Annotated in this window: 13 protein-coding genes; 4 read left to right on the forward strand and 9 right to left on the reverse strand. The window is 61.6% G+C overall.

Annotation, left to right across the window (positions count from 1 at the left end; translation table 11 throughout):
- The first annotated feature begins 34 nt into the window (after positions 1 to 34).
- Positions 35 to 1,075 (forward strand): glycoside hydrolase family 25 protein, encoded by a 1,041-nt coding sequence (locus J2J98_RS11265; protein WP_207601083.1) that lies wholly within the window; start codon positions 35 to 37, stop codon positions 1,073 to 1,075.
- 155 nt (positions 1,076 to 1,230) lie between these two features.
- Positions 1,231 to 1,533, forward strand: a complete 303-nt coding sequence (locus J2J98_RS11270; RefSeq protein WP_207601084.1) for a flagellar basal body protein — start codon at positions 1,231 to 1,233, stop codon at positions 1,531 to 1,533.
- 60 nt (positions 1,534 to 1,593) lie between these two features.
- Here J2J98_RS11270 and sufA read toward each other — a convergent pair whose 3' ends face one another.
- From sufA to J2J98_RS11305, 7 genes are all read right to left on the reverse strand, one after another.
- Positions 1,594 to 1,986 carry a Fe-S cluster assembly scaffold SufA gene (gene sufA, locus J2J98_RS11275; RefSeq protein ID WP_207601085.1) on the reverse strand — a complete coding sequence of 131 codons (393 nt, stop codon included), beginning with the start codon at positions 1,984 to 1,986 and terminating at the stop codon, positions 1,594 to 1,596.
- 112 nt (positions 1,987 to 2,098) lie between these two features.
- Entirely contained in the window at positions 2,099 to 2,479 is a 381-nt protein-coding gene (locus J2J98_RS11280; protein ID WP_064705069.1) for an SUF system Fe-S cluster assembly protein, read from the reverse strand.
- Positions 2,480 to 2,491: 12 nt separating this feature from the next.
- Positions 2,492 to 3,733, reverse strand: coding sequence for a cysteine desulfurase (locus J2J98_RS11285; protein WP_207601086.1), 1,242 nt, complete (start codon positions 3,731 to 3,733; stop codon positions 2,492 to 2,494).
- Positions 3,734 to 3,746: 13 nt separating this feature from the next.
- Positions 3,747 to 5,021, reverse strand: a complete 1,275-nt coding sequence (gene sufD, locus J2J98_RS11290) for a Fe-S cluster assembly protein SufD (protein ID WP_207601087.1) — start codon at positions 5,019 to 5,021, stop codon at positions 3,747 to 3,749.
- Between the two features lie 24 nt (positions 5,022 to 5,045).
- Positions 5,046 to 5,801: a Fe-S cluster assembly ATPase SufC gene (sufC, locus tag J2J98_RS11295; protein WP_138395254.1), complete on the reverse strand. Its 756-nt coding sequence runs from the start codon at positions 5,799 to 5,801 to the stop codon at positions 5,046 to 5,048.
- 190 nt (positions 5,802 to 5,991) lie between these two features.
- Positions 5,992 to 7,461 carry a Fe-S cluster assembly protein SufB gene (gene sufB, locus J2J98_RS11300; protein WP_064705073.1) on the reverse strand — a complete coding sequence of 490 codons (1,470 nt, stop codon included), beginning with the start codon at positions 7,459 to 7,461 and terminating at the stop codon, positions 5,992 to 5,994.
- Between the two features lie 143 nt (positions 7,462 to 7,604).
- Positions 7,605 to 8,771, reverse strand: a complete 1,167-nt coding sequence (locus J2J98_RS11305) for a cysteine desulfurase family protein (protein ID WP_207601088.1) — start codon at positions 8,769 to 8,771, stop codon at positions 7,605 to 7,607.
- Positions 8,772 to 8,989: 218 nt separating this feature from the next.
- Here J2J98_RS11305 and J2J98_RS11310 point away from each other — a divergent pair, with 218 nt between their 5' ends.
- A complete protein-coding gene (locus tag J2J98_RS11310) occupies positions 8,990 to 9,667 on the forward strand; it encodes an alpha/beta hydrolase (protein WP_064705075.1) in 678 nt (225 codons plus the stop codon).
- 57 nt (positions 9,668 to 9,724) lie between these two features.
- Here J2J98_RS11310 and J2J98_RS11315 read toward each other — a convergent pair whose 3' ends face one another.
- Positions 9,725 to 10,231: a GNAT family N-acetyltransferase gene (locus J2J98_RS11315; protein WP_207601089.1), complete on the reverse strand. Its 507-nt coding sequence runs from the start codon at positions 10,229 to 10,231 to the stop codon at positions 9,725 to 9,727.
- Entirely contained in the window at positions 10,228 to 11,340 is a 1,113-nt protein-coding gene (locus J2J98_RS11320; RefSeq protein WP_207601090.1) for an anhydro-N-acetylmuramic acid kinase, read from the reverse strand. Before J2J98_RS11320 ends, J2J98_RS11315 begins: the two co-directional genes overlap by 4 nt.
- Before the next feature lie 130 nt (positions 11,341 to 11,470).
- Between J2J98_RS11320 and tyrS the strand changes: the two genes are divergently transcribed.
- Entirely contained in the window at positions 11,471 to 12,727 is a 1,257-nt protein-coding gene (gene tyrS, locus J2J98_RS11325; RefSeq protein WP_138395258.1) for a tyrosine--tRNA ligase, read from the forward strand.
- Positions 12,728 to 12,779: the final 52 nt, after the last annotated feature.

Below are 12,779 nucleotides of genomic sequence, written 5' to 3' on the forward strand. Positions count from 1 at the left end.
TTGCCGTCGATCTCTGTTTTGCGTGCGGGTTCCTATGCGTCCATCGGCTGTGCCAGCAATTCTCCTCGCCACCCTGATCCTGTCGGGATGCGCCGCAAGTTCCGGCGCCGAAGATGTGCTCAGCCCTGTGCCTTCTGCGGAAACCACCAATGCGATCACGAAGCCGAGCGGCCCGATTCCGGCTGCTGCCGTGGGTGGTCCTGTCCCGCAGGCAAGCAAGCCGCAGCAGGCGTTGAGCTGGACCGGATCGGTTCCGGAGCCGCAGGCGCTCGTGCCGGCAGACGGGGCGGTCGGCATGCCGATGCCGACGGAACGCCCCGTTGCGATGCTTATGCCCGAGAATCCGGGGATCGCCCCCGATGCCGGACCGAAATCGCCGACACGCTCGCGAATCTACGGCCACCGCTTCGGTGATGCCAAGCCGATCAATTTCGGCAAGATTTCGCCGAGAAAGCTTGCCGTGCATGGCGTCGACGTCTCGCGCTGGCAGGGCGAGATCGACTGGGAGACGCTGCGAAAGCAAGGTGCGAACTTCGTCTACATAAAGGCAACGGATGGTGGCGATCACCTCGATCCGATGTTCAAGAAGAACTGGCGCCGCGCCAGGGAGGCCGGACTGAAGCACGGCGCCTATCACTTCTTCTACTGGTGCCGAACTGCCGGCGAACAGGCCGACTGGTTCATTCGCAATGTGCCAAAGGAAGCCAACGCGCTTCCGCCTGTTATCGACGTCGAATGGAACGGCGAGTCGAGATGCAAGCAAAGAATCTCTCGCAAGCGCGTCCTGGAGAAGATGCAGGTGTTCCTGGATAAGGTGGAACGCCATTATGGGCAGCGTCCGATCATCTACACCGCGCCGGACTTTTACCGCGACAATTTGAAGGGCGAGCTGCTCGATTATCCCTTCTGGCTGCGATCGGTAGCCGCCCACCCCTCCAAGGTCTATCCCGGCCGCAAGTGGGTCTTCTGGCAGTATTCCGGCTCCGGCCTCTCCGACGGCGTCGATGGCAAGATCGACCTCAACGTCTTTAACGGCAGCGAAAGCGACTGGCACGACTGGGTGGCGTCTCGATAGCAGGCCGGCTCATATTCCTCCGTCTTGTCCCAGTTCGAGACAGGAAGGTGGCACGAACCCCGCGCTTGCCCATCTTTTGCTAACGCAACGCCTTCAGCATTCCCTAAATCATTGCAGATACAAGCGTACCATCCAGACGCTTTAGGAAACGGCTGATGAGCATATCGGGCATCACCAACACTGCTCTTTCGGGTATGCGGGCGCAGACGGCGCGGGTCGGCGCGATCGCCAACAACATCGCAAACAGCAGCACGCCCGATTACGCCAGGCTCAACACCAGCCTCACCTCCACCGAGCCAGGCGTTCGAGCCATAGTCGAGCCCACGACGCTGAATGTTGATCTCGCCAACGAGCTGACCGCCATGATCGAAGCCGAGCAGAGCCACAAGGCGAACGCCGCGGTCTTCGACACCGGCGCCGATATTTGGGAAATGCTGATGAGCATCAAGCGCGACTAAGCACGCCGATACTTCATCAGCGATTGGCTGGCGGAGAATTCTGGTCAGTCCGACCGGCTGTCAGGAATGCGCCGGCTCGACCTGGCGCTGTGCAGCGAGGGCCGCGAGGTCAGCGGGCTTCAGCTCGACGGATTCGCCGCAGCCGCAGGCCGATGTCTGGTTCGGATTGGTGAAGGTGAAGCCGGAGCGGAGCGTAGTCTGCTCGAAGCCCATTTCGGTGCCGAGAAGATAAAGCACTGCTGACGGTTCGACCCAGACCTTGGCGCCGTCGCGCTCGATCAGGTCATCCTTGGCATTCGGCTCGGTCACCAGATCGATGGTGTACTCCATCCCGGCGCAGCCGCCCTTCTTGATGCCGACACGAATGCCCTTGGCGTCCGGTCCGGAATTTCCGACGATCGCCTTGACGCGGGCGGCAGCCCCTTCCGTCATGCTCATCACTGCAAAGCCCATCGGCTTCATCTCCTTCCACAACCGGGGTCAAGATCCGGTGCTTCGTGCATCAAATGTAGTCGCCCGAGGTAAACGGATCAATACCGCGCGTGGTACTGCCTACTAGCGCAGCTCAGTACCAGCCGACGGCGACCTGCGCCTCCTCGGACATGCGGTCCGGCGTCCACGGCGGATCGAAGGTCATTTCGACCTCGACCCCTGACACGCCTTCGACGGCGCCGACGGCATTCTCCACCCAACCGGGCATCTCGCCGGCAACCGGGCAGCCGGGCGCGGTCAGCGTCATCATGATCTTCACCATCCGGTCGTCCTCGATATCGATCTTGTAGACCAGACCGAGCTCGAAGATGTCGGCTGGAATTTCCGGATCGTAGACGGTTTTCAGCGCGGCGATGACGTCGTCGCTGAGCCGCGCCAGTTCATCGGCCGGGATGCTCGAATGCACGATGCCTTCGCGCACGTCGATCTTCTGTTCGCTTTCGTCCAGGCTCATCACGGACACTCCTCAGGCAAAGAACTTGCGCGCATAATCAAGCGCATCGGCCAGGGCATCGACCTCGGCGCGGGTATTGTACATGCCGAACGATGCACGGCATGTGGAGGTAACGCCGAAACGTTTCAAGAGCGGCATGGCGCAATGCGTGCCGGCCCGCACAGCAATGCCGTGCCGGTCGATCACCATCGAGACGTCATGGGCGTGGATGCCGGCGAGCTCGAAGGAGAAGATGCTGCCCTTGTCGGGCGCTGTCCCGAACATCCGCAGCGAATTGACTGACCGAAGGCGCTCGGCCGCGTAAGCCGCGAGATCAGCCTCATGCCGAGCGATCGCCTCACGGCCGATCTGCTCCATATAGTCGAGCGCGTAACCGAGCCCGATCGCCTGCACGATCGGCGGCGTGCCGGCCTCGAAGCGATGCGGCGGATCGTTATAGGTTACAGCGTCCTCGGCGACTTCAAAGATCATTTCGCCGCCGCCTTGGAATGGACGCATCTGCGAGAGCCGTTCCTTCTTGCCGTAGAGCACGCCGATGCCGGACGGGCCATAGAGCTTGTGGCCGGTCATGACGTACCAGTCGCAATCGATGTCCTGCACGTCCACCGGCAGGTGCACGGCGCCCTGGCTGCCGTCGATCAGCACGGGAATACCGCGTTCATGGGCGATGCGGCAGACTTCCTTGACGGGAACGATCGTGCCGAGCGCATTCGACATATGGGTGATGGCGACGAGCTTGGTGCGCTCCGTCAGGCTCTTCTCGAAATCCTCGATATGAAAGGCGCCTTCGTCATCGACCGGCACCCAGACCAACTTGGCGCCCTGCCGCTCGCGAATGAAATGCCAGGGCACGATGTTCGAGTGGTGCTCCATGATCGTCAGAACGATCTCGTCACCCTCGCCAATCTCTGGCATGCCCCAGCCATAAGCGACGGTGTTGATTGCCTCCGTCGAATTCTTGGTGAAGACGATGTCGTTGACCGAGGGCGCATTGAGGAAGCGGCGGACCTTCTCGCGTGCCGCCTCATAGGCATCCGTGGCGGCATTGGAGAGGTAGTGCAGGCCGCGGTGCACATTGGCATATTCATGGGCGTAGGCATGCGAGATCGCGTCGATGACCGCCTGCGGCTTCTGCGCGGACGCGCCATTGTCGAGATAGACCAGCGGCTTGCCGTGCACCTTTTCCGCCAGGATTGGAAAATCCCGGCGGATGGCTTCGACGTCGTACTCAGTGGCCGGCACTATCTTGTCCATGGCATTTATCCGATCAGGCGTGCTTTTCGAGCCAGGCGGAAATCACGCTTTCCAGCGCTTCGACCAGGGCCTCGTCTTCCAGTTCCTCGACGATCTCGGCGACGAAGGCGTTGACGAGCATCGCACGCGCCTTTTTCTCCGGGATGCCGCGCGCCATCATGTAATAGAGATGGTTGGCGTCGATATCGGTCACTGTCGCGCCGTGGCCGCACTGGACGTCGTCGGCGAAGATCTCTAGCTCCGGCTTGACCGAGAACTCGGCGTCGTCGGACATCAAGAGTGTGTTGCAGGCCATCTTGGCGTCGGTCTTCTGCGCGTCGGGCGCGACCCGGATCATGCCCTGGAAGACTCCCTTGGCGCGGTCGAACACGACGTTGCGGATCACTTCCGTCGAACCGGTGTGCGGGACGTCATGGCCAAGCACCATCGTCACGTCGGTATGGCTTTCGGCCCCGAGCAGGTTGATGCCGCGCAGCGTCAGATCGGCGCCCTCGCCCGTCACCTTGATATGAAGCTCCTGGCGCACCAGTTTGCCGCCGGCATTGATTACGAACAGGCGAAGCTTGGCATCGGCGCCGAGATCGACGCGAATCTGGCCGAGATGCGTATCGTCGGCGCCCTGCTGCTGCAGGATGATCCAGGTCAGCTCCGCACCTTTGCCCACGGTGATGTCGCTGACATGGGACACGAAGGCGGAATCGCTCGTCACCGCGCGGTGACGCTCGACGACCGTTCCCTTGACTCCGGCGCCGAAGGAAACGGGAAGACGCGTATGCGTCTGCCCCCCAGCATGGATGAATTGGATTTCCAGCGGGTTTTCAAGCTCGGTTTCATCAGGCACGTCGATGACATAGCCGTCGCGGACGAAGCTGCCATTGATGCGGCCGACAGCGTCGTCGCCACCAAGCGCATCGAGCCTTTCGGCAGCGGAACCGTCGACCAGCCGTTCGGAATAGGCCGAAAGGCCAAGACGATCGACGCACGCCTTCTGATTGGCATGGCCCTGGATTACCGCCAGCACCGAGGAACCGGAAACGAGCGGTTCGAGTGCGTTGGAGCCTGCATCACCCACTTGCGCCGGCACGGCCCGTAGCAGGTTCTTAAGATCGGTATAGTGCCAGGCTTCGATGCGGCGCGTCGGCAGGCCGGCCTGCTTCAGGTCATCGAGCAACCGGTCGCGCAGCGCCGTCACTGCACCATTGCCAGGCAGGTCACCAATCTGATGGTTGAAGGCCTCGATCAGCGCCGTTTCGGCCGCGGTGAGGCGGCTCGTCGTCTGCATGTTCATGGACGTCGTCCTTTCCACCCGAACTCAGGCCGCTGCGCCGATGATGTCGGCGTAACCGTTGGCTTCCAGCTCATGCGCCAAGGTCTTGTCGCCCGACTTGACCACCTGGCCCTTGTAGAGGACGTGGACAGTGTCAGGCACGATGTAGTCGAGCAGGCGCTGGTAATGGGTAATGACGACGACGGCGCGATCAGGCGAACGCAGCGCATTGACGCCGTCGGCAACGATCTTCAGCGCGTCGATATCGAGGCCGGAATCGGTTTCGTCGAGCACACAGAGCTTCGGCTCGAGCAGCGCCATCTGCAGGATCTCGGCGCGCTTCTTCTCGCCGCCGGAGAAGCCGACATTGAGCGGCCGCTTCAGCATTTCGGTATTGATCTGCAGCTTGGCCGCAGCTTCCTTGACACGGCGCATGAAATCCGGCGTCGTCAGCTCGTCCTCTCCGCGCGCCTTGCGCTGCTCGTTCATCGCAACCTTCAGGAACTGCATGGTGGCGACACCGGGAATTTCGACCGGATACTGGAAGGCGAGGAAGATGCCCTTGGCGGCGCGTTCGGACGGATCGAGCTCGAGAATGCTCTCGCCGTTATAAAGGATGTCGCCCTCGGTCACTTCATAGTCTTCGCGGCCCGACAGCACGTAGGAGAGTGTCGACTTGCCGGAGCCGTTCGGCCCCATGATCGCGGCAACTTCACCGGCCTTAACCGTCAGGTTGAGACCACGGATGATCTCGGTGCCGTCTTCGGCGATGCGGGCATGAAGGTTCTTGATTTCAAGCATCTCATTTTTCCTGTTCATAAAGCGGGTTCAAGGACCGCCTGATTGACCGTTCGCACCGGTCTCGATCCGTATCCTCGGACTAGCTCCGAGGAACTAAGCCTTCAATTGTAACCGTCCGACTGTCCCGATGCGGCATTTCCGCATAGGTGCGCAGATCCTCGGGACAAGCCCGAGGATGACGGAACCGTGTTTAGCCGACGCTACCTTCCAACGAGATGCTGATCAGCTTCTGCGCCTCGACGGCGAATTCCATCGGCAGCTCCTGCAGGACTTCCTTGACGAAGCCGTTGACGATCAGTGCGATCGCCGCTTCGGTGGGGATGCCGCGCTGCAGGCAATAAAACAGCTGGTCCTCGGAAATCTTCGATGTCGTCGCTTCATGCTCGAACTGCGCCGTCGAGTTCTTCGCCTCGATATAGGGCACGGTATGGGCGCCGCACTTGTCGCCGATCAGCAGCGAGTCGCACTGGGTGAAGTTGCGCGCATTCGACGCCTTGCGGTGGGCCGAGACCTGACCGCGATAGGTGTTGTTGGAAACACCGGCGGCGATACCCTTGGACACGATGCGGCTCGACGTGTTCTTGCCGAGATGGATCATCTTGGTGCCGCTATCGATCTGCTGATGGCCGTTCGACACGGCGATCGAGTAGAACTCGCCGCGGCTGTCGTCGCCGCGCAGGATGCAGGAGGGGTACTTCCAGGTGATCGCCGAGCCGGTTTCGACCTGCGTCCAGGAGATTTTCGAGCGGTTGCCGCGGCAATCGCCGCGCTTGGTGACGAAGTTGTAGATGCCGCCCTTGCCCTCCTTATCGCCCGGATACCAGTTCTGGACGGTGGAATATTTGATTTCGGCATCGTCGAGCGCCACGAGCTCGACCACGGCGGCATGCAGCTGGTTTTCATCGCGCTGCGGCGCCGTGCAGCCTTCGAGGTAGGAGACGTAGGCGCCCTCTTCCGCGATGATCAGCGTGCGCTCGAACTGGCCGGTGCCCTTCTCGTTGATGCGGAAATAGGTGGAAAGCTCCATCGGGCAGCGAACGCCCTTCGGCACGAAGACGAAGGAGCCGTCGGTGAAGACAGCCGAATTCAGCGTCGCGTAATAGTTGTCCGATGTCGGCACGACCGAGCCAAGATATTTCCGAACGAGATCGGGATGCTCGCGAATGGCCTCCGAGATCGACATGAAGATTACACCGGCCTTCTTCAGCTCCGCCTTGAAGGTAGTGACGACCGAGACGCTGTCGAAAACGGCGTCGACGGCGATCTTCGGCTTCTCGACGCCTGCCAGGATCTCCTGCTCGCGCAGCGGAATGCCAAGCTTCTCATAGACCTTCAAGAGCTCCGGATCGACCTCGTCGAGCGATTTCGGGCCTGGCGCGCTCTTCGGCGCGGCGTAATAATGGATGTCGTTGAAATCGATCTTCGGATAGTTGACGCGCGCCCAGGTCGGCTCTTCCAGCGTCAGCCAGCGGCGATAAGCCTCAAGACGCCATTCCAGCATCCACTCCGGCTCCTGCTTCTTGGCCGAAATGAAGCGGATGATATCCTCGGACAGGCCCTTCGGTGCCTTGTCCATCTCGATGACAGTCTCGAAACCGTATTTGTACTGGTCCACATCGATCAGGCGCACCTGGTCGATCGTTTCCTGCACGGCAGCCATTTCGTTCTCCAATCTCGCCGGATACAAGGTCCGGCAGCTTGTAGCGTACGGGCAAATTCTTTGCCCTGATGTAGGAGGCCAAAAGGAACTTTTCAGCCCGATTGGCAAGCGGAAATTTGCATTTCCGCAAGTTTATGATGCGGTCAAGCCGCCTCGCCCGCCGACCTGCGCCGGCAGGCGATCTTCGCAAAAGCGGCAATCGCCCGGTCGATATCCTCTTCCGTCGTCGAAAAGCCCAGCGATATGCGCAGCGCTCCGAGTTTGGGGTCGCGTCCCATCGCCGTCAGCACATGGCTTTCGCCGAGCCGACCGGACGAACAAGCCGACCCTGCCGAAAGCGCCACGCCTTCAAGATCGAAGGCGATCTGCCCGGTCTCTGCTTTCAGCCCCGGCAGAGTAAAGAAGATCGTATTGGCGACACGCTGGCCGCCCTCACCGTGGATGATTACGTCGGCCGCCGCCTGACGCATGCCGGCCTCCAGTCGCTCGCGCAACGCGCCGATCGCTCCATTGCGCGTCTCGAACTCGCCCGCCGCGACCTCGGCCGCAGCACCGAAACCGATTAGCGCCAGTGAATTCTGCGTCCCCGACCGGTGACCTCGCTCCTGTCCGCCACCCTGGATCAGCGGCCGCGGCATCAGTGCCTCGCCGCGCGCCATCAGCGCGCCGGCTCCCTTCGGTCCGCCGATCTTATGCGAAGAGACGATCATGAAATCGGCGCCGATCTGCTCGATGTCAAGGGGAATGCGGCCAGCCGCCTGCACCGCATCAACCACTATGAGCCCTCCATGGGCATGCACGATCTTTGCCGCCGTCTCGACCGGCTGAACAATACCCGTCTCGTTGTTGACGAGCATGATGGCAACCATCGGCAGGCCGGCGGCCTTGTCATGGGTGCCGAGCAGCCGGCCAAGCGCGTCGAGGTCGACGATTCCGGCCTCCGTCACCGGGATCTCCGTCATTTTGTCTCTGGAGAAGCGCCCGCCTTCGCGCACCGCCGGATGTTCGACTGCCGAAAAATAAAGATGGCCGAGCCGAAGCGGCGTGCGGCCCATACGAAAATCCGGCGTCAGCACCAGATTGGCGGCTTCCGTCGCACCACTGGTGAAGATCAAATTGCCGGGATCGGCACCGGCAAGGGCGGCCACCTTGCGCCGTGCCCCCTCGATGGCGGCGCGGGCGGCGCGCCCCTCTCCATGCACGCTGTTCGGATTGCCGAATATGTCGATGGCGCGCATGATCGCATCGCGTGCTGCGGGGTGCAGCGGCGCTGTGGCGTTCCAGTCGAGATAAAGGCGTGGCGGCGCCATGATCTTCAGTCCTGCGCTTGACGAGCTTGCTTCAGCGGCCGCGGTGCATTTTTCTTGAAATTTCCGCCGGGCTTGCCTTATGACACGTTCCACGAAGCTGTGGATCGCCATGCAAGTTTCGAATTGTTCTAAACTGCGTTTTAGAAAAGCTGACAACCAGAGTCAAGTCATGTTGTCGTCCAACGCAGCGCGAACGCGAAATAAAACCCGGAGTACCAATGCCCGAAGTAATTTTCAACGGCCCAGCCGGCCGACTTGAAGGCCGCTACCAGCCCTCCAAGGAAAAAAGCGCGCCCATCGCGCTCATCCTGCATCCGCATCCGCAGTTCGGCGGCACGATGAACAACCAGATCGTCTACCAGCTCTTCTACATGTTCCAGAAGCGAGGGTTCACGACGTTGCGCTTCAACTTCCGGGGCATCGGTCGCAGCCAGGGCGAATTCGATCATGGCGCCGGTGAACTGTCCGACGCCGCTTCCGCGCTCGACTGGGTGCAGAGCCTGCATCCCGATTCCAAGACGTGCTGGGTTGCCGGCTATTCCTTCGGCGCCTGGATCGGCATGCAGCTTCTGATGCGCCGGCCGGAGATCGAGGGCTTCATGTCGATTGCCCCGCAGCCGAATACTTACGACTTTTCCTTCCTGGCGCCCTGCCCCTCTTCCGGCCTGATCATCAACGGCGAGGCCGACAAGGTGGCGCCGGAAAAGGATGTCAACGGACTTGTGGAGAAACTGAAGACCCAGAAAGGTATCCTCATTACTCATCGCACAGTCGCCAACGCCAACCACTTCTTCAATGGTCAGGTGGAGACGCTGATGAGCGAATGCGAGGATTATCTCGACCGCCGCCTCAATGGCGAGCTGGTGCCGGAGCCGGCAGCCAAACGGATCCGCTGACCTCATAGCGCCGACGTCTGCCCATCGTCACGACGGGCCGCGTCATTTCGACCGCATTTAGGCAGTCAGCTCGAAAGTCGTGTTGGGCACTCCATCGACCAAGATCGGTGCGCGTTCGCGCATGCCGATCTTACTGAGCACGCGTTGCGAGGCGATGTTTCCGGGATGGGTGAAGGCGATGAAGCCAGACGCGAACTCCCTTGCGAAGAACCAGCCGGCCAACGCGCTCGCCGCCTCCGTCGCTAGGCCCTTGCCCCACGCCTCCTCGCGCAGGGAATAGCCGAGTTCGAATTCTTCGCTCCCAAATCGCGAAATTCCGGCCCGACCGACGAAGCTGCCGTCCTCGGCGAGAAGCTTATATTTGGTCATGCCGTCGCGCGCATGCTCCTCGATCCAACCGCGCAATCGTTCCTCCGCCCTGTCGAGACTCCATGGAGCGTTGCCGGCGAGATATTGCGTCGTCGCTACCGTTGAATGCAACTGCTGCAACAGGGCGGCGTCGCCTTCGTCCCACATGACAAAGCGCAGCCTCGGCGACCTCAATATGAGCTTTTCGCTTTTCATGGCGTGGCAAGCACGCCGCCGCTGACAGGAGCGGCAACCCCCGTCGTGCCGGGAAATGTCAGCGGCAGTCCTTCCAGCGAGCGTACGGCAAGATAGGCCCAGGCCTCAGCCTCCATCGCATCGCCGTCGAAACCCGCGGCCTCGGCGCTCAACACCCTCGATCCCTCGGCCATCGCCGACAGCTCGGCCATCAAGGTGCCGTTCAGCCGCCCGCCGCCGCAGACGACATAGGTCGAGGGACGTTCGGGCAGGAACCCGGCGGATTTGACGATCGATGCGGCGGCGACATGCGCAAGCGTCCGGGCGCCGTCTTCGAGGCTTGCCTCATCGGGCCGAAGCGGTGCGAAATCGCCGCGATCGAGCGAACGGCGGACATTGCCGCGGAAGAACGGACTGTCCAGATACCGCTCCGCCAAGACGGGCACGACCTTGCCGCGTCCGCCGATCTCGCCGCCGGGATCGTAGCTTCTGCCGGTCTGCATCTCCACCCATTGGTCGATCAGCGTATTGCCCGGGCCGCTGTCGAAGGCCGCAATCCGGCCGTCTGCGCCGATATAGGTGAGATTGGAGATGCCGCCTATATTGACGAAGCACACCGCCTCTCCCGCCTGCTGGAATTTTCCCGCAAGGGCAGCGTGATAGGCCGGCACCAGCGGCGCGCCCTGCCCCCCATTCACCATGTCGTTGGCACGCATGTCGTAAACCACCGACAGGCCGGTCCGGCGCGCCAGTTCCCGGCCGTCGCCGATCTGGATCGTCAGTCCCTCGTCGGGCCGGTGAAGCACGGTCTGGCCATGGAAACCGAGAACATCGACGGCACTGGCAGCGAGCCCGAAACTCTCGAGAAATGCCATAACGGCAGTTGCATGCCGTAAGGTCAGTTCGAGCTCGATCTCGCGAAGTTCCGCCGGCCGTTCGTTCCGGTCGCGGAGCGGCCGCGCCAGTTCCAGCGCCCGTTTGAGACGCCCACGAAACTCTGCATCATACGGCACGCCCAAGAACGGCCCGCGCTCGATGAAGCCGCGGCCGTCGGTCCTGATCAGCGCGACATCGATTCCGTCCATCGACGTGCCGCTCATCAGTCCGATCGCGGTTCTGACGACATCCATGAGGCTTGCCTCCCATGCGATTCCCGGATGCACTTTCGTAAAAACAGTGCTAAACGCGCCGCGACAGATCAACAACAACGAAGTTGCGCAAGCCTCGAGGGCGGAGCGCAGACACCAAGAGACGAAAGCCATGTCCGAGTTCAAGTCCGATTTCCTCCGCACGCTGAAAGAGCGAGGCTTCATTCATCAGGTTTCCGATGAAAGCGGCCTCGACGACCTGTTCGCGAAGGAGGTCGTGACAGCCTATGTCGGCTACGACGCAACGGCGACGAGCCTGCATATCGGCAATTTGATCTCCGCTACGATGCTCTATTGGCTGCAGGAGACCGGTCACCGGCCAATCGCGCTGATGGGCGGCGGCACCTCTATGGTCGGCGACCCCTCCTTCCGTGACGAGCAGCGCAAACTTCTGACGCCGGAGGCGATCTCCACCAATATCGAGGGCATTAAAAAAATCTTCTCGCGCATTCTGCGCTTCGGAGATGGTCCGACCGATGCCTTCATGGTCAATAATGCCGACTGGCTGATGAAGCTCAACTATGTCGAATTCCTGCGCGATGTGGGCCGGCATTTCTCGGTCAACCGCATGCTCTCCTTCGACAGCGTCAAGCTGCGCCTCGATCGCGAGCAGTCGCTCTCCTTCCTCGAATTCAACTACATGATCATGCAGGGCTACGATTTCGTCGAGCTCAGCCGCCGCTACGGCTGCCGCTTGCAGATGGGCGGTTCTGACCAGTGGGGCAATATCATCAACGGCGTCGATCTCGGTCACCGCATGGGGACGCCGCAGCTTTACGCACTGACGACGCCGCTTCTGACCACGAGCTCGGGCGCCAAGATGGGCAAGACCGCCTCCGGCGCCGTCTGGTTGAACGAGGACGTCTTCAGCCCCTATGATTTCTGGCAGTACTGGCGCAACACCGAGGATGCCGATGTTGGCCGCTTCCTTAAGATCTTTACCCGCCTGCCGCTCGCCGAGATCGCCCAACTCGAGGCCCTCGGCGGCGCCGAAATCAACGAGGCGAAGAAGATTCTCGCCACGGAAGCGACCGCGATCGTCCACGGTCGCGAGGCGGCCGAAGCATCCGCCGAAACGGCCCGCACCACCTTCGAGGAAGGCCGCGTCGCCGAAAACCTGCCTTCGGTTGAAATCCCGGCCACCGAACTCGACGGCGGCATCGGCCTGCTCTCGCTGATGGTGCGCGCCGGTCTTGCCGGCTCCAATGGCGAGGCCCGTCGCCACGTCCAGGGCGGCGCAGTGCGCATCAATGACGAGGCCGTCAGCGACGAACGCCGCCTGATCGGCAGCGGCGAAATCACCGCAGACGGCGTCATCAAGCTCTCGCTCGGCAAGAAGAAGCACATCCTGATCCGCCGCGCGGCCTAGGTGGCTCCAACTGAACGGATCTTGAAGCCGGCGCCTCGCGCCGGCTTTTCGT

Source organism: Rhizobium bangladeshense (assembly GCF_017357245.1).
Classification (GTDB): Bacteria; Pseudomonadota; Alphaproteobacteria; order Rhizobiales; family Rhizobiaceae; genus Rhizobium; species Rhizobium bangladeshense.

Bases quoted from the DNA above. Each gene is read 5' to 3' on its own strand.
- sufB (WP_064705073.1), bottom strand. From the start codon at position 7,461: ATGGCTGCCGTGCAGGAAACGATCGACCAGGTGCGCCTGATCGATGTG.
- J2J98_RS11315 (WP_207601089.1), bottom strand. From the start codon at position 10,231: ATGAAAAGCGAAAAGCTCATATTGAGGTCGCCGAGGCTGCGCTTTGTC.
- J2J98_RS11265 (WP_207601083.1), top strand. From the start codon at position 35: ATGCGTCCATCGGCTGTGCCAGCAATTCTCCTCGCCACCCTGATCCTG.
- J2J98_RS11320 (WP_207601090.1), bottom strand. From the start codon at position 11,340: ATGGATGTCGTCAGAACCGCGATCGGACTGATGAGCGGCACGTCGATG.
- J2J98_RS11270 (WP_207601084.1), top strand. From the start codon at position 1,231: ATGAGCATATCGGGCATCACCAACACTGCTCTTTCGGGTATGCGGGCG.
- sufD (WP_207601087.1), bottom strand. From the start codon at position 5,021: ATGAACATGCAGACGACGAGCCGCCTCACCGCGGCCGAAACGGCGCTG.
- sufC (WP_138395254.1), bottom strand. From the start codon at position 5,801: ATGCTTGAAATCAAGAACCTTCATGCCCGCATCGCCGAAGACGGCACC.
- J2J98_RS11280 (WP_064705069.1), bottom strand. From the start codon at position 2,479: ATGAGCCTGGACGAAAGCGAACAGAAGATCGACGTGCGCGAAGGCATC.
- sufA (WP_207601085.1), bottom strand. From the start codon at position 1,986: ATGGGCTTTGCAGTGATGAGCATGACGGAAGGGGCTGCCGCCCGCGTC.
- J2J98_RS11285 (WP_207601086.1), bottom strand. From the start codon at position 3,733: ATGGACAAGATAGTGCCGGCCACTGAGTACGACGTCGAAGCCATCCGC.
- J2J98_RS11305 (WP_207601088.1), bottom strand. From the start codon at position 8,771: ATGGCGCCGCCACGCCTTTATCTCGACTGGAACGCCACAGCGCCGCTG.
- J2J98_RS11310 (WP_064705075.1), top strand. From the start codon at position 8,990: ATGCCCGAAGTAATTTTCAACGGCCCAGCCGGCCGACTTGAAGGCCGC.
- tyrS (WP_138395258.1), top strand. From the start codon at position 11,471: ATGTCCGAGTTCAAGTCCGATTTCCTCCGCACGCTGAAAGAGCGAGGC.